This is a genomic window from Mucilaginibacter pallidiroseus, assembly GCF_007846085.1.
GTDB lineage: Bacteria > Bacteroidota > Bacteroidia > Sphingobacteriales > Sphingobacteriaceae > Mucilaginibacter > Mucilaginibacter pallidiroseus.
Window position 1 is genome coordinate 252,699 of sequence record NZ_VOEJ01000001.1, and the last position, 17,390, is coordinate 270,088.

The window sequence follows — 17,390 nt, forward strand, 5'->3', positions numbered from 1 at the left end:
TTATAAATATAATTCATTTAAGGTTTTTATAAAATTTTGGTGGCCTGTTTTTAATTATGATAAAGAATATGTTACAAAGCGCGATTTTATAACCTGCGCTTTATCGCAAAGGTTCATTGATTACCTTGCTGATTAATAGCATATTTGATTATTAATATAAATCTATGCTAAACCTCAGAGTCTTCGCCCTTTTAATGATATGCGCATTGTTAGACGTTGGCAACCTGCGTGCACAAACAATTATTCCAATTGAAACCAATCGCAATGCCCTGGTGCTGCAGGTTGCAGCTAATAAGGACGTAAATGTTATTTACTTCGGCAAAAAGTTGGGCAACGTTGCTGACTATGCACTTGTACCGGGTATGTATAAACAGGCCGAAGACTATACAAGTTCATATAACTCTGCTTACACCCCGGCAGGGTCTCGTAATTTACTGGAGCCCGCTATAGCTATAACACATGCTGATGGTAATCAGTCGCTTGATTTAAAATATGTAAGCCACTCGGTTAAAGCATTAAGTGACGGTGTAAGCCAGCTTAGTGTTGTTCTGAAAGATCCCGTTTATAATACGGCCGTAACGCTATATTACAAAGCATATTTTGCCACTGATGTAATTGAACAATGGTGCACTATCAAAAACCTGGAAAAAGGAGATATTACCCTGCAAAAGTTTGCATCGGCCAACTTGTACCTAAAGGGTGATAATTATTGGCTAAAACAATACCACGGTGATTGGGCCAAAGAAATGCGGCCAGAAGAAAGCAAGCTTACGCATGGTATTAAAACGCTGGATACCAAACTTGGCACCCGCGCCAACATTTTCCAGCCGTCGGTATTTATGGTCTCACTTGGTAAGCCGGCTACCGAAGACGAAGGCAGCGTACTGTATGGCGGCCTTGAATGGAGCAGCAACTTTAAGATTGACTTTGAGGTAGATCCGCAGGATAACCTGCGTATTATTGCGGGCATTAATAATCATCCATCATCTTACAAACTTAAAGCCAGCCAGGAGTTCACTACACCGGCATTTTGGTATGTATTAGGCAATAGTGGCAAAGGAGATTTGAGCCGGAAAGTACACAACTGGGCACGCAACTATAAAATACTTGATGGTAATGGGCAACGACGCACCTTGCTAAATAACTGGGAGGCTACTTTCTTCGATTTTAACGAGAGCAGATTATTTGAGCTGCTGAAAGACACCAAAAAGCTCGGTGTAGACTTGTTTTTGCTTGACGATGGATGGTTTGCCAATAAATATCCACGCAACTCGGACCATACCGGCCTTGGCGACTGGCAGGAAAACAAGCAGAAATTACCCAATGGCATATCATCGCTTGTAAAGGAAGCGCAGCAAAATGGCGTTAAGTTTGGTATTTGGGTTGAGCCTGAAATGGTAAGCCCCAAAAGCGAGCTATATGAAAAACACCCGGACTGGGTTATTAAGCAACCCAAGCGCGAGGAGTATTACTTTCGTAATCAGCTGGTGCTTGACTTGAGCAACCCAAAAGTTCAGGATTTTGTATTTGGCGTGGTGGACGGCCTGTTTGCCAAAAACCCGGCCCTGGCTTATATAAAGTGGGATTGCAACGCGGTAATTTACAATGCTTACTCAGCCTATTTAAAAAAGGATCAATCGCAGTTTTATGTTGACTATACGCAAGGCTTATACAACGTATTAGAAAGGCTTAGGGGAAAATACCCAACCGTGCCCATGATGCTATGCTCGGGCGGCGGCGGTAGGGTTGACTATGCGGCCCTGCAATACTTTACAGAATATTGGCCAAGTGATAACACAGACCCATTAGAGCGCATATTTATACAATGGGACTATTCATACTTTTACCCGGCTATTGCCAGTGCCAACCATGTCACCGATTGGGGAAAGCAACCTATCAAGTTCCGGACGGATGTTGCCATGATGGGCAAACTTGGCTTTGACATTGTTGTGAGCAAATTAGGCGCCGCCGACCTTGCTTTTTGCCAGCAGGCTATTAAAAATTACGACGCCGTAAAGGATATTATCTGGCATGGCGATCAGTTCCGCTTGGCCAGCCCGTACGAAGGCAGTGTAGCTTCGTTTTTATATATGAATAAAGCCAAAGCAAGCGGCATCATGTTCAGTTATCTGGTAAATAATCGCTATGGCGAAAAAAGCGCTTTACCTATTAAGATAACCGGTTTGGACACTGCTAAGAAATACAGGCTGACAGAGATAAATCTTTACGATAATGCAAAAACAAGCGTTAACAGCAACCAAATATACAGCGGCGATTTCTTGACGAAGGTAGGTTTCAACCCGGATATTAATACCCGCAGAACAAGCGTGGTTTTAAAGGTTGAGGAAGTAAAATAACTTACTCTGCGGCCAGCTTTTGTAAGTAGGCAATTACTTTTTCATTATTATAATCCGCCACGCCCTCGTGTTTAAATACCAGTTGGCCCTTTTTGTTGATAATAACCGTGGACGGAATGCTGTTGCCAAGCATACTTTCGGGAATGGATGAGGTGGGGGCGTAAACATGTAAATTGTAACCTTTGTTTTGTATAAAAGGGGCAGACTTGGAAAGATTTGCATCAACGTCTACCATCATGATAACAAAGTTTTTATCAGCCTTTATTTTGTTGTTCAGCGCGTTTATGGACGGTATTTCGGCAAGGCATGGCGGGCACCAGGTGGCCCAAAAGTTTATAAAAACTACTTTTCCCTTTAATGATGCTAAGCTAACCTGGTTATTAGCGGCATCGGTAAATGTTAGATTCTCGGGAATGGCAGACGGATTGTCTTTGATAGATACTCCAGGCTGAAAAAGACCTATCTTTATTAATCCCTGCAACAGTAATGCCTTAACGGTGGGGTTAAACAGCACCAATAACAAACCGCCTGCAAATACAAGGTTAAGTAAGGTGTTCTTACTTAAAATGCTTGGTGGTTTAGTGCTGGTTTTCATCAAACCAAAATTACATTATTTTAATTTGCTCCTGCGTAAAGCGTGAAATCAATTGATTAAATATCATGCTTTTGAATGCCGGCTCTATGTAAATGCTTTCTATCCAAACGGTAATTTTTAATTCAACGGCGTCGGCCGCTACTGAATTAATGAGTACTTCGGCCTGCATATTTTTAACGGTATGCTCTGCCTTGTCTACCTCCTCCTGTATCAGCTTAGAAACTGCGTTTAAATCTGCAGCAATATTTACCTTAAACAGAATTTCCGATTTAATATAGGCAGAGTTCAGCGTCCAGTTAGTAAGGCGGTTTGACAGCAGATCGCCATTGGGAATAATAACTTGCGACCCTTGCTGCGTAAGCATTTTGCTCGAGCGGATGCCAATATCCTGGATCTTTCCCTTTTTATCAGCCAGTTCAATATAGTCGCCAATTTCGAAGGGCTTCTCAAATATCAGGATAATGCCCGACACAAAATTATTTACGATGTTTTGCATCCCCAAGCCAATACCAACACTCAGGGCACCCAAAACCACTGTCAACTTATCAAGCGGTATACCCGACGCTAAAACCGCCAGCAACACGCCAACTATAGTAATCACCAACCTTATCAGCGTAAGCTTCGAGCTTTTGTGTTCCACATGGTTGCTGAACGTAACTGATTTTTCGCCAAACAATACGCCAATATGCTTTTGCAAAATGTTTGACACATAAACTATCACCGAAAAGAATAGGATGTTGCTTAGCGTAAAGCTCACCTTGCCAAAAGTGCGGGGCTTAACCAACACCTGCTGTACAAAAGCAAATACACCACCTGCTATGCTCAGGTTAATAAAAAACACCAGTACCCATAAAATTATTGCCAATACAGCAAGTGCCTTTTTGAATGATGCACGCGTTTTGGCAACATCTAACCGGGCAAACAGGCCGCCCCTGCACGAGCTGACTTTTATTTGCAATTCAAGCGCATCGCTAAGTATTTGTATGAACACGGCTAAACCAATAATTTGTGTAAGCCCAATGGTTGCCGTAAGCGTGTAGACCTTTGCCAGCGTGATGCGGCCAAAAGCGTTCAACAAAACAGCCAGCAAATTAAGTATCATGTAAATGATAAGAATAGGCTTAACCAGTTTTTTGGAGATGTTGATTTCCTTTAGCCGCTGGTAAAATTTAAAACCAACGTATAACGAGCCTATATTTATTGCCATTAATAACACCCTTAAAAACACGGCATCATGTACGGTGGCGGTAACAAACATAATTACCATGTACATGCCCACAATTACCAGCCAGTGCCGCATGTCTTTTGATGGTATTCGCTTCCAGAAATGCGCGCTTAGCACAAGCAGCAAGGCAAACTCAACCAATTCAATATACAGCGAGGGCGAGTCGGGCTCAAACAGTGGGGTAAGGTTTAATATGAATATAAGGGCCGGTAAAATGGGCAGGTGAGATATGTACTTAAGGTCTATCTCACCGATCTGTTGCCTCAGATCAGGCTTTTGTGCCCGCCTGTAGTTTATATTTATCCATAAAAAAAAGACGCCGCCCAACAGGATAAGTAGCACGCGGTTATCCCAGGTAGAATTAATAAAGTAACCTAATATTTTATTTTGCCCAATGTAGGTCGACTTAAGCATTGCACCAATGTTATCGTCGTTCTTTTCCGTAGGTGCCGACCATATATAAGGCGACTCTTTACGAAAAGCGCTTTTGCCGGATGTCTGCATCCTGTCCGTTATGCTGGCTTGCAGGTCGGCCGTTTTAAGATAAGTTTCAGAAACATCGGCAAGTAAACGGCTTACAGTGTCGAGATTAGCAGTAGTGAGTTGGCCCGCTGCCTGCAGGCGTTGCTTTATATCTATCAATTGCTTGGTATAAAGCGTGCGTGCTGTAGTATCATTTTTACCAACATTTAACAGCGAATCATTACTTAACTCAACCACCTGGTTGGACATGGTTTGCAAATCGTTACTAAACTTTGATAGTGTTTTTTGCAACGCAGTAAGCCGCTCTTGCGAGTTGTTTAGTATTAAATTATAGCTGATGAGTGTTTTAGGGTCAATTATTTTGCCCCGCACACCAAGATCGGTTTGTATGGGGGCAACGTTATTTTTGATATCAACTATTTCGCTTCGTACCTTTTCTGCAGCGTAGCCCTTTTTATTTGCTGCATTTATTTGCGTTACAACTCCCTGGGCTTTTTGTAATTTAAAAAGCAGGGTATCTGGTATGCTCGTCCCGGAGTCGGTTTTTAAACCAACTGTTGTTTGCGCAAAGGCATTATTGTAGCCAATGCTCGCAAAGCTTATTGCGAGCAAAATTAAAAATGAATATTTGATGCGTTTTAGTTTGGTTTTATTATGGATCATTAAAAGCGTATTTGGTGCCATGCTGCAAGCAGCAGGCAACGTTAACTATTAATAAAACCCGGTTACACCTATTTGTTTTACGATTTTGAATATGATATATGATCCGCCATAAAAAAAGGCGCGTCATACTTAGTGTCGCGCCTGTCTGTTAACCAATAACTAAAGCCAGTTATTTGTTATCTTTTTTAATTAGGGAAAACCAATCCTCGAGATGCCAGGTATGCGTAAGCTTCCCATCTTTCAGGTAATGAAACTCGTGAAGGGCCACAGATACTTTTTTACCGCTTGGCGGGATGCCCAATATTTCTGCATTGTGCGTGAAATTAATTACGGCCCTCACGCCGGCCCGCTCGTGGCTGCCAAATATTTCGTGGATTTCGATCTCTACATCAGGGCATTGCATTATAAAGTAATTGATGATATCCTTAAGCCCTTGCGGCCCTTGCGCCTGGCCCGGGCCAAGGGGAATGTCTTGCCAATCGGATGTTACAACATCGTCCAATAGGTTGGGCTTTTTAAGTTTCCAGGCGCTGTAAAAGGTAATTATGGAATCTATTTCCTGTTGGGTAAGGGGCTTTAAACCAGTATTATTCGGTAGTTTCATTTTGTCGATATTTTAAACGACAAATGTATTGCGACAGGGGAGTGCCGAGATGGTAAGTATTTCCTGAAAAATGGTAACTATTTAAGTATTATTCTTCGAGTTCTATCTTTTTAACTTCTTTTTCAGCTTTCTCTGCTTCGGCTTTTTCCAATTTTAGTCCTTGCCTTAGCAAACCAAAAAGCGTCATGTAAAAATTTGCGATCCAAACAACGGAGAACCCCGCTATGATGTATCCGCGCCAATCGGGCATTAAAAGCTTGTAGCCGGTTAGTATTATAAAAGCCAGGGTCACATAGTGGCTAAAGCAATACTCGCAGGTAAACAGGTAAAAGAATTTGCGTTCGGCAATAGTCTTTGCTTCTTTGCAACGTTTGCCGCAGTATTGCCTTGGCTCTCTAAAAACCTCTTCGTGTGTAACGGTCCAGGCAATGCAGGCAACGGGTAAAGCAAGCAGGAAAAGCCAGTCAATTTGTTGAGTGAGTGACATACGCTTGTGTAAACATTGGTAGTAATGCATTGTTTGTTAAGCGTTGCGGATAAATAATTGGATTTATACACGCAACCTGAATGAGCTTTATAATTTACTTTTTCTCCCATCATTATGCCTTAAGGCTTATATTGCAGATTAATATTCGGCTTCTATTTCCAGCATACAACATCTACAATGCGTTTTACTTGTTTTAACCAAAACCGCTTAGCCTTCGCCATTACCCTAATTGCGTCGGTGCTTTTCACCGGTAATATTGCCAGTGCCCAGACAGGGGCAACACTCCTAAAATGTGAGCATCTCAACTCGCCTATGGGCGTAGATGAAATGCACCCACGCCTTTCCTGGCAAATGAATGATCGCCACCAGGGCGCTGCGCAAACGGCATATGCCATCATCGTATCGAAGGACTCGATGCAATTTAGTAGTGGGCCGGCAGTTGTATGGAACTCTGGGAGGGTCAGGTCGTCTGCCAGCCTGGTAAACTACAGCGGTAAAGCGCTTGAGCCGTTCACCCGTTATTACTGGAAGGTACGGACTTGGGATAATAAGGGCGCGTTATTGACCGATAGCAAAACCGCCTGGTTCGAAACAGGCATGATGGATATGGGCAACTGGACAGGAGCCTGGATAAGTGATGGTGGCAGCATAGCCAAATTACAGGCGCCTTATTTTCGTAAAAAGTTCAATGCAGGCAAGAAGATCCGATCTGCCCGAGCTTATATTGCAGTAGCTGGGTTATATGAACTATTTATAAACGGACATAAAATAGGCAACCACCGGCTCGACCCTATGTATACCCGGTTTGATAGGCGTAATTTATATGTGACCTATGATGTTACTAATCAACTTCAAAATGGCGATAATGCCATTGGCGTGGTATTAGGCAACGGTTGGTATAACCACCAGTCGCTTGCAGTGTGGAACTTTGACCGAGCGCCCTGGCGGCAAAGGCCCACATTTTGCCTGGATCTGAAGATAACTTACGAGGATGGTACCAGCCAAACAATATATACTGACGAAAGCTGGAAAACGCACAGCGGCCCAATTGTATTTAACAGCATTTATACCGGCGAACATTACGATAGCCGCCAGGAAATACCTGGCTGGAACACGGCTAACTTCGATGATAGTAAGTGGAACGGCACAAGTTTTCGTGCTGCACCATCAAAAAAGATAGTGAGCCAGGTAATGGTGCCAATACGTAATGTAGAAGAGATTGCCCCAAAATCTGTAGTTAAATTCAGCGATAGCAATTATGTAGTTGATTTGGGCCGTAACATAGCAGGCGTAACCAAGGTACGATTAAACGGCGATAGCGGAACCGTTGTGCGCCTAACCCATGGCGAAAGATTATTTACGAAAGATCCTGCAAAAAAAGGGCACGTAGATATGTCGAACATTGATGTGTATTACCGCCCTAAAGACAATACCGACCCTTACCAAACCGATGTTGTGATACTAAACGGTAAATGCCCAGTTGAGTTTATGCCGAGTTTTAATTACAAGGGTTTTCAATATGTAGAGGTGCGTAGCAATAAACCTATCAAGTTTGAAAAAGAGGACATTAAAGGTTACTTCATGCACAGCGATGTGGATCAGGTCGGCAGGTTAAGCTCGTCGAACCCTTTGGTAGATAACCTGTGGCGGGCTACAAACGCCTCTTATCTGTCAAACTTAATGGGCTACCCTACAGATTGCCCCCAACGGGAAAAAAATGGATGGACAGGCGACGGCCATTTTGCTGTTGAAACGGGTTTGTTCAACTTTGATGGTATAAGCGTTTACGAAAAGTGGCTGGCCGACCACCGCGACGAGCAGCAGCCAAATGGTGTATTGCCGGATATTATACCAACGGGCGGTTGGGGTTACGGCGATGCCAACGGTACCGACTGGACAAGCACCGTTGCCATCATCCCATGGAACTTGTACATGTTTTACGGTGATAGCAAAGCGCTGAAAGATAATTACAGCAACATAAAAGCCTATGTAAATTACGTAAACAAGATTAGCCCTACAGGCCTTACAACCTTTGGCCGCGGCGATTGGGTGCCGGTTAAAACAAGCTCATCATTAGAATACACCTCTTCTATATATTTTTATGTTGACGCCAACATCCTTGCAAAAGCAGCAAAGCTATTCGGCAACAAAAAAGATGAATTGTATTATTCGCAGCTGGCTTCCAAAATTAAAAAGGCTATCAATTACAAGTACTTTGATAAAGCTGCCATAAATTATGACAAAGGCACGCAAACCGAAATGAGTATGGCGCTGCTTTGGAACATTGTACCCGATCAGTATCGCCTGAAATTAGCAGAAAACCTGGCTAAGCGTGTAGCGCAGGATAATATGCATATTGATGTTGGTGTATTGGGAGCGAAGGCTATCCTGAACGCCCTGAGCGAAAATGGACAGGCCGAAACTGCTTACAAACTGGCATCTCAAGACACTTATCCTTCATGGGGCTGGTGGATTGTAAATGGTGCTACCACACTTTATGAAAACTGGGATATCGATGCCGCGCGCGATATATCATTAAACCACATGATGTTCGGGGAAATTGGCGGCTGGTTCTTTAAAGGCCTTGGCGGCATAAAAGCCGATGAGCGGCAGCCCGGTTTCAAAAATATCCTGCTTAAACCAAACTTTGTATCCGGCTTAGATTTCTTTAACTCCAACCATGTTGGCCCTTACGGCCCCATCACATCATCATGGAGGCGTGTTAATGGTAAGGTTATGTATGATGTGGTTGTGCCTGCAAACTCAAGCGCTGATGTAAGCTTTCCGACGGGTACAAAAAAAGTAATACTATCGGGCAAAAATATCACAGCCGCAAAAGCGTATCATGTGTTGGCAGGATCATATCGTTTTGAGATAGAATAGATAGACCCTGACTATATTAAAATGGCACCGCTTTCTTAAGCGGTGCCATTTTTGTAACCTTCATTTACCGGCGGTTATAAATGTCTCAAATTTCAAAGCCTGCCCTTTTTCGATGATAAAAGGCTTATCATTTCCTGCACTTTTTGCAGATACACCACCTTTAAAATTCGTCAGCTCACTTGCTTCAACACCGTATTGGCCTTTTGTGCTTGCCGTGCTCAATACCAGCGCATATTGCCTGCCTTTAACCAATCTTAAATTAGGATTGATCATTACATTTTTAGGTGACCAGCCAATGTTGTTTTCTGGAAAGGCTTTGTTGTAACGCGATTTTCCTATGGGTAAACCATTATCATCAGCGGCATAAATGCTTATTTCAAGGTTTCCGTCGGGGTTATTGTTTTTAAATACGGTAATACTTGCCTTGCTGAGTTTGCCTGTGCGGCTTGCGGTAAATGATTGTGAACGTTTCGTTGTAGAATTGATATCGCCTATCCAATTAAAGTTTTCGGTGCCGGTTGTATTGTCAATGCCCGGTTTAGCAAAGGGGGTTAAAGCTTTAGGTTTGGCGTAGGTTTCCCCGCATACAAGCGGATTAATGGAGCCATCAGCGGCAAAGGTTAGCGGTGCCCAATAATAGTTTGCAAGCGCTTCGTTTTTGGCCGCGTTGTTCCATAGGTCGCTGCCATAAAGGTAAACGGTTTCTGAATCGATTTTGATGGTTGACACAAACGACGGTTGCCCGCCGCAAGAGTTATCGCTTATCTTTTTACCCTCGCTCCATGGCCCAAGCGGAGATTTTGCTGTGCGATAGGAGCTACCCGTACCAGAGCAGTAACCGCAGTTTGGGTCGGAGTATACTACGTAGTAAATGCCGTTCCGCTTAAACATGCCGGGCGCTTCGGTTTTTCCGTTGGTAACGGCTTTCACATGTTCGCCTGTGCCTGTTAGGTAATCGGCGCTTAGTTTTTCAATAACTATGGTTCCTTCCGTACGCCAATCTGTGTAGGCGAGGTATGCTGTGCCGTCATCATCAATAAAAGTATCATGGTCGCCATTATTAAGCCCCGCTGCCGGCATCGTGCTGTTTACAGCCAATTTTGGCTCAGCAACTTCAGCAAAGGGCCCAACGGGACTGCTGCTCGTAAATACGCGGTAGCCAACTACATTGTCGTATACGTTTATCCAAAGCACGTACTTTTTTGTTTTGCTATTATAAACCACATGCGGGCGAAAGCATCCGTAAGTTTTGCCATCACAATGTGATTGCCAAACGTCGGTCTTTGCATTGAAAAGGTAACCGCGGTCTGTCCACGTAGAAAGGTCTTTAGAAGAGTAAACTTTGAAGCCACAAAAGGGTGCGCCTTTATTGCCCCATTGAAAGCCGCAATCGTAACTGGTACCATAAAGATAGTATGTGCCGTTAAAGTGTGCTATTTCACCATCGTGCGCATCTATTGCATCGCCGGTGGTACTAAATCTTGTTACCTGTTTGCCATTTTTGTCAAAGTTTTTGATCTGTGCGGATGCCGGATCAGATAACGTAACAATTAAAAATAAAGTTAAAAATTGAGCAATTTGTCGGGATAATGTTTTCATAGGCAAATTAGTGATTGCCTAATATCTGTAAAAGCACCGGCTTTTAAAGCCTTAAAATAAAAAAGAGGAATTGGACAATCGCCAATTCCTCTTTTTTATTTTAAAATTGTCCCTACTTTATAAAGGGCCTAATTCCTGCTTTTTTAACTTTAGCTAAAATACCATTGGCAACGCTTTTACCTTGTTCGTTGCCTTGCTCAATACTATCCATGTAATGTATGCCACCATAAAAGCGAGACATTGATGCCTCTGCAGCCGCCTGCCTGAAAGATTTAAAATCACGCTGACTGCTCCCAAATGGAATCTCGGTATTATCTGTGTAGGCAAAGTTATCGCCAAGTAAATAGGTCAGCAATTCTGCCGACGCGTTTGATATCACGGCGTGCCCGCTGGTGTATTCAGGGAAGGGCGGCGTTTGTAAAACAGGTTGCCATTTTATATCCATATAGCGGTTTATGAAAGTTTCGGGGCGTATACGGTTGCTCGCAAATTTCTCTTCCCAGCAGCTTATAAACGCATCCATTATGGTTGCGCCCTCCAATGTTAGTACCACTACAGATTCATCGAACCCAAGGTTGGCCTGCTTTGTAACCAAACCGGCAACGTGCATCCAGTGGCCACCCGGGCTTATTTTCTTATATCCGATGGCCATGTGCCCCGATGTGGTTACAGCAAAAGGGTTACAATCCCAAAAAAGGGCCATATCTGTCTGTTCGGGCGTTAAGTGTTTCGAAGCGTTGTAAACATCTTTTACCAAACTATAAAATGCAGAGGTACTATCTTTACTAAATTTGGTCAACGGCTTAGGTTTATACTGTTGTGCCGAATCGATGATCATTGTCCGTACCGTTTTCCAATTCGGCTCAAGGGCTTCCATGTACGCAGGCGGGGTAGGGTACCATTTACCGTCTTCCTTAGATGGGGTATAACGTTTTAATGCACTTATTTGGCTGTAATGATCGGTTTTCGATAGGACAACTATCGCTGTAGATGCCTCCTCAGCAACTTTTACCGAATTTTTGATCAGATTTTTTTCAACGCCGGTTTTTTCCAACAACTGCACAAAAGCATCCTCGTCATCCTTAAGCATATAACCTGATGGCAAAAGCTGTTTTGATGTCTCAAGTATGCTGTAGTATGCAGCTATTTTGTAATCATACTTAATATCGGCTACATTAAACTTTACTGGTTTGTAGCTTGCCACAAGTGTGTTCAACGCGGGCACATTCTTGTTATTGGCTGCAACAATATTGTATGCGCCCAACATAGCATAGGCATAGTATCTCCCGGCTACAGGCGGCCCAACAACATCATGCACCATAACCATAGTAACCGCGTTTACTGCATGGTCGGGCTCAAGGTAATCAGGATAGGCGGGTGCCGGTGCTTTTTGTGCCACTGCAATTTGTGAGGTACACAGCAACAGCATACTAAAGTATTTAAACTTCATTTTCATTCGGCATAAAATTTTAATGGACTATCACTCGTGCCAATTAATAAGTGCGGCGTCTTATTTACCTTAATTTCCAAAGCCGATTTTACGTCGCCCGTAACAGACAAGCCTGAATGCGGCTGGCTAACATAAACAAAGCCGCCTTTGCCATCGCCCTTGAGTAAACAGCCATAGTTGGCATCCATACTACCCAGCTTTAGGCGGTTATCGGCGTGGTTGCCCAAGAGCAATAGGTCGGTTTTGCCGTCATGATCAAAATCGTTTGTCAGTATTTGTGTTACCGGCGCAAACTGTGCCTGCATAGGCAAGGTTGCCGCGACAAACTTTCCGTTTTGATTGATGTAAAGCGTGGTTCGTGTTTCGTTGATAGCAAGCTTTTTCGCTGTGGCCAACTCGGCTGGTGTAAAAATATCTGTTATGGTTGCATCAGCGTAAGCCTTGTATGATGCAAAACGTCTGCGCATTGGGTATATCTGCTCATTTATTTCATCGCGACTCACAAAAGGGTAGCTTTTGCCCTGCATGTAGAATGTAAAAAATGGATCAATAGAGCCGTTATTGTCAAAATCGGCATAATATAATTCAGCCGGCTCTTTATCTGTTGCCCTAAACTGCGTATTCAAACCGATGTTTCCTGCAACAAGGTCAGGCTTGCCATCGCCGTTAACATCAGCAAATGCTATTTTAAACCACAGGCCCGATTGCGGTACATCAAAATACTGGCTTGTTTTGTCAACAAAACCTGCTTTGGTATTCATCAAAACAGTTATTGGCATAAACTCTCCGCAAATAATAAGGTCTTTGCGATTGTCGCCATCAAGGTCAATCCATTGCGCGTCGGTAACCATACCTTGCTTATTGTAGGCGAATGGCGCAGGGCTAAATTTCCCTTTGCCATCATTAATCAGCAAGTAACTTTCGGGCGTTACCGGGTATTTGCCTGGAATTATACGGCTGCTTACAAAAAGGTCTATGTCGCCATCGCCGTCAAAGTCGCAAGGTTTAACACAACCCTTACTTGCCGCATTCAAAACAGGCAAGGCACCGGGCGAAAGTACAAAACGATTGTTGCCTTCATTTACATAAATCTCGTCCTGCAAATCGGCGCTTCCTGCTTCATAAAGCGAATAGCCACCTTTTGCAAGGTATAAGTCTGGTTTGCCATCGCCATTCGCATCAAAGAAGTTCGCCGCAGCTATCGATCCCATGTTGTCATTGTTGCCACGTATAAGGTTTACAGGTAAAAAGCTGCCGCCTGCCTGCTGCACATACAATTTGCCGGGGCTGTCTTTCTCGCCGCTTATGTATAAATCTTCAAGGCCGTCATTATTTATATCTGCCTTAACAATCACGGGCGCCGTACGCGAGTACATGTAAAGCATCAGTAACTGGCGCTTAAAATCATTAATGGTTATTTCTTCGGGCTTAAAATCAATAGGCGCTTTCGTACTTTTAAATATGGTTGCCAAAGGCTTAGTGCTTTGAGGCAATGGTTTCTCCTTTTGATACTTAACTGTAAGCAGTTGATTGAGCTTTACATTCTTAAGCAACTCTGCAGACTGATCCGGCCAAATTATGCGCACAGAATCGGCAGTAGTTGCAGCGCCTAAGCCAAAGTTTAGATTGGTGGACATGCATGAAAGGTAGCCACGATTAGGGTTAACTTCCTGGTATTGGGTATTGCCAGCGCTGTACACATACACTTTTGCGCCTATGGCGTTGGTGTTTTTACCTGTACCTTTCAGCTTTATGGTTAAGTAAGAAGTTTTATTGACTTCGCTTGCTGTATTTTGATAAATAGAAGCGGGTTCATTAATATTATTAACAATCAGGTCAAGATCGCCATCATTATCGAGGTCGACATATACCGCGCTGCTGCTTATGCCTTGCTGATCCAGTCCCCAATCTTTCTTTTTATTGGTAAAAGTGAGATCGCGATTGTTTTTAAATCCATAATTACTAACCGGGGTAGACGGCATGGCCATCACCAGATCCATTAATAAGAACGGTTCGGCGGCCATGGCCTTTTTAATTTTATAGTCGCCCCAATAGCGCAAAAAATCCTTGTTGGTATAATCGCGCAGGTAACCGTTGCTTATGAAAATGTCCTTATAACCATCGTTATCAAAATCAGCTATAAGCGGGCACCAGCTCCAGTCGGTGTTTGACAAGCCTGATAATTGCGCAATTTCACTAAAAGTGCCGTCGCCGTTGTTTAGCTGCAGCATGTTACGCATGTACTGGTTATACAGACCCTGGCTTTGCATTAAAGCAAACGACTCGTAATTTTCCTGCAGCTGTAATGATTTTTGGCGATGGTTATCCTCAGGCATCATATCCAGGGTCAAAATATCTGGTAGCCCATCGTTATTAAAATCGGCAATATCAGCACCCATCGAAAAGTGCGACATATGCCGAACCATGTCTTTAGATTGTTCGGCAAATTTGCCGTCGTGGGTATTTATGTAAATATAATCGGGTTCGTTATAATCGTTGGTTACGTAGATGTCTTGCCAGCCATCTTTATTGATATCTGCAATGGCTACGCCCAGGCCAAAGGTTAGCGGATTTTGGATGATGCCGGCTTCTTTTGATACATCTGTAAATTTATTGTTGTCGTTACGGTAAAGGCGGTTACCTGCAAGTTGGTCGGTTTCATTTTTGTACCGGGCCAGTTCCATGTTGTCAATCTTTTTGATGTTATGATTGAGCAGGAACATGTCCAGATCACCGTCATTATCATAGTCAAAAAAAGCAGCCTGGGTGCTATAGCCTGGGTCGGCAAGGCCATAGGCTTTGGCCTCTTCACTAAATTTATTGTTGCCTTTATTTATAAATAGCTGGTTGCTGCGTGTTTCATTATCAGTTTTGCCTGAGTAGCAAATGTAAATATCGAGCAAGCCATCGCCGTTAACGTCGGCCATGGTAACGCCTGTTTTCCAGGCACCGGCGCGGCCTTCCAAAAGGGGAGAAGCATCGCGGGTAATGTCTTTGAATTTTAAGCCACCTAAATTAAGGTAAAGCTTGTTGGGTTTCATGTTGGCCGTAAAAAGCAAATCGGGCAGGCCGTCATTATTGATGTCGCCGGTGGCTACGCCGCCGCCATTGTAAAAGTACTCATATGATAATACGTTGAGCGACTCCTTTTCAACAATATCGTTGCTGAATTTAACGCCGGTTTGCGCCTGTGGTAAAAGTTTAAAGAGCGTTTGCTGTGCAAATGCGCCTGTATGAGCCAGGCAAAAAGCAGCCAGAGAAGTATAAAAAGCCCTGACATAAGGGCCCGCTGAACAACATTTAAAGAATAGCGCCATAAGTTAATTAGGGGTTACTTATGATAAGAATCAGGGACTTAAAGATAATATTTGTTGGGCAAATGAAGTATAAAAAAAGGAGGCCTGAGCCTCCTTTTTTCAAAAGTATCAGCAAATATTATTGCTTATCCCACCAAACACGGGTAGCAAAGTTATCTGCACCTTGAGCCGAAACAGCAGCAGAGTAATTAGCTCCGTTGGTTTGTGGCAAGGTAATAGGGTAAGGCATTCTGCGTGGCACTGCACCGCTGATGTATTGACCTAATGTAGGGTAAGAAACCGGGGTTAATACAGGGAAACCTGATCTTCTCCAGTTTGCAAACGTTTCATTAAAGTTAAATGTAGCTGATGTGTGTACCCAGTACTCCATATTGATTTGCTGTAAAGCAGTCCCTGGCAATAATGGATGCGAAGCAACATAAGCAGCGATGTCACCAGTTGCAACAGTAGCAACAGGAGTGTTGTTCAGTTGTGCAAGTGTTTGCATATCTGCAGTTAAAGCATTTGCAAAGTGAGTTGCAGCGGCACCGGTATTCCAGCCTCTTGAAGCAGCCTCGGCTAATAATAACTCAGACTCGCCGTATGTGTAAACGATGTTAGCACTGTTTCTGTCGCCATAAACAAGCAAACGTGGGCGTGAGTATTTACCAACCGGTGCAGGTGCATCTTTAGCATCTGCAGCTGGTGTAGCGCCAGGGTAACCCGGTGCTTTTGAAATATCGGTAGCACCACCTAACAAATCATAACCATTTGGCATACCAATTTGGCTGGCAAAAGCGCTATTACCTGCTGTACCACGGTCTTCGTTAGCTGTTTTACCGTTACCAACGGTAACCTCAGCAATAGCAGATACACGAGGGTCATTGTTTGCTTTCATGTAATCGATAAGCGTTTTAGCCCAACGTACTTCTCTGAAGTCATCAGTTACCAATAAAGCAGCGGCGTTATCATTGCTGTTACCGTTAGCGTTATCAGCTAAAACTTTAGCATTATCAGAAATGCTGGTCATGGTACCGCCTGCGTAAGCTCTTTCGGCCCAGGTACGAGCAGTATTGGCGTCAACTTTAGTTAAACGCATAGCTACACGCAGCATTAACGAATAACCAAGTCTTTTCCATTTAGCTACATCGCCACCGTAAAATAAGTCGGCTGTTGGGCCAGGCTGTGAGGTGTTTAATGCAGCAGTAGCGGTTTGCAACTGATTAAGCATTGCGGTGTAGATATCTTGCTGGCTGTCAAATACAGGCGTAAATACACCTGATTTTGCCTGGCCCTCTTGTGAGTATGGTGCAGCACCATACAAATCGGTAATACGTTGCATGTATAATACGCGCAAAATAGTACCGCAAGCATCAAGGTTAGCGTATTGTGCCTTGTCTTTGATAAGGTTTTTCATCTCATCAACAAGGGTAAGTGCGCTGTAACCACGGTTCCAGGTACGGTTGTAGTAACCTGTACCGCTACCGCCTAATACGTATTTATCGCCGTTTGAGTAGTAGCTGTATGTAGACGCTAAAGACTGTGTCCACATGCTTTGAAACAAAAGCTGATCGTAACCAGTTTGCGAAAACGTGAATTGCGACTGAGACAACAAGTAATTTGGGTTAAATATAGCCTCAGTAGCTTTATTTGGTTGAGTGTTGACCTCGTCAAAATTCTTCGTACAGCCGGCCATGAAAGTAGCTCCTGCAATCAGGAAGCCGTATATATATCTTTTTTTCATTTCC

10 protein-coding genes are annotated in these 17,390 nt (G+C 43.5%); 2 read left to right on the forward strand and 8 right to left on the reverse strand.

The genetic code is table 11. From position 1 onward, the window contains the following. Positions 1-164 precede the first annotated feature (164 nt). Positions 165-2,357 (forward strand): alpha-galactosidase, encoded by a 2,193-nt coding sequence (locus FPZ43_RS01135; RefSeq protein WP_146380014.1) that lies wholly within the window; start codon positions 165-167, stop codon positions 2,355-2,357. A gap of 1 nt (position 2,358) precedes the next feature. Here the strand turns inward: FPZ43_RS01135 and FPZ43_RS01140 are convergent, their stop codons facing one another. From FPZ43_RS01140 to FPZ43_RS01155, 4 genes are all read right to left on the reverse strand, one after another. Further along, a complete protein-coding gene (locus tag FPZ43_RS01140) occupies positions 2,359-2,952 on the reverse strand; it encodes a TlpA family protein disulfide reductase (protein WP_146380015.1) in 594 nt (197 codons plus the stop codon). A gap of 10 nt (positions 2,953-2,962) precedes the next feature. Continuing rightward, entirely contained in the window at positions 2,963-5,344 is a 2,382-nt protein-coding gene (locus tag FPZ43_RS01145) for a mechanosensitive ion channel family protein (protein ID WP_261380946.1), read from the reverse strand. Positions 5,345-5,492: 148 nt separating this feature from the next. Next, positions 5,493-5,927, reverse strand: a complete 435-nt coding sequence (locus FPZ43_RS01150; RefSeq protein WP_146380016.1) for an ester cyclase — start codon at positions 5,925-5,927, stop codon at positions 5,493-5,495. An 88-nt stretch (positions 5,928-6,015) separates the two neighbouring features. Beyond that, a complete protein-coding gene (locus tag FPZ43_RS01155; protein WP_146380017.1) occupies positions 6,016-6,414 on the reverse strand; it encodes a hypothetical protein in 399 nt (132 codons plus the stop codon). 177 nt (positions 6,415-6,591) lie between these two features. Between FPZ43_RS01155 and FPZ43_RS01160 the strand changes: the two genes are divergently transcribed. Further along, positions 6,592-9,297 (forward strand): glycoside hydrolase family 78 protein, encoded by a 2,706-nt coding sequence (locus FPZ43_RS01160; RefSeq protein WP_146380018.1) that lies wholly within the window; start codon positions 6,592-6,594, stop codon positions 9,295-9,297. 60 nt (positions 9,298-9,357) lie between these two features. Here the strand turns inward: FPZ43_RS01160 and FPZ43_RS01165 are convergent, their stop codons facing one another. The 4 genes from FPZ43_RS01165 to FPZ43_RS01180 all read right to left on the reverse strand — a co-directional run bounded on the left by FPZ43_RS01165 (position 9,358) and on the right by FPZ43_RS01180 (position 17,386). Further along, complete coding sequence (locus tag FPZ43_RS01165; RefSeq protein WP_146380019.1) at positions 9,358-10,896, reverse strand: family 43 glycosylhydrolase; 1,539 nt, start codon at positions 10,894-10,896, stop codon at positions 9,358-9,360. Between the two features lie 112 nt (positions 10,897-11,008). After that, positions 11,009-12,352 carry a vanadium-dependent haloperoxidase gene (locus FPZ43_RS01170; protein WP_222430909.1) on the reverse strand — a complete coding sequence of 448 codons (1,344 nt, stop codon included), beginning with the start codon at positions 12,350-12,352 and terminating at the stop codon, positions 11,009-11,011. Continuing rightward, on the reverse strand, positions 12,349-15,663 hold the full coding sequence (locus FPZ43_RS01175) for a VCBS repeat-containing protein (protein WP_146380020.1): 3,315 nt from the start codon (positions 15,661-15,663) through the stop codon (positions 12,349-12,351). Before FPZ43_RS01175 ends, FPZ43_RS01170 begins: the two co-directional genes overlap by 4 nt. Before the next feature lie 118 nt (positions 15,664-15,781). Beyond that, a complete protein-coding gene (locus tag FPZ43_RS01180; protein WP_146380021.1) occupies positions 15,782-17,386 on the reverse strand; it encodes a SusD/RagB family nutrient-binding outer membrane lipoprotein in 1,605 nt (534 codons plus the stop codon). Positions 17,387-17,390 lie beyond the last annotated feature (4 nt).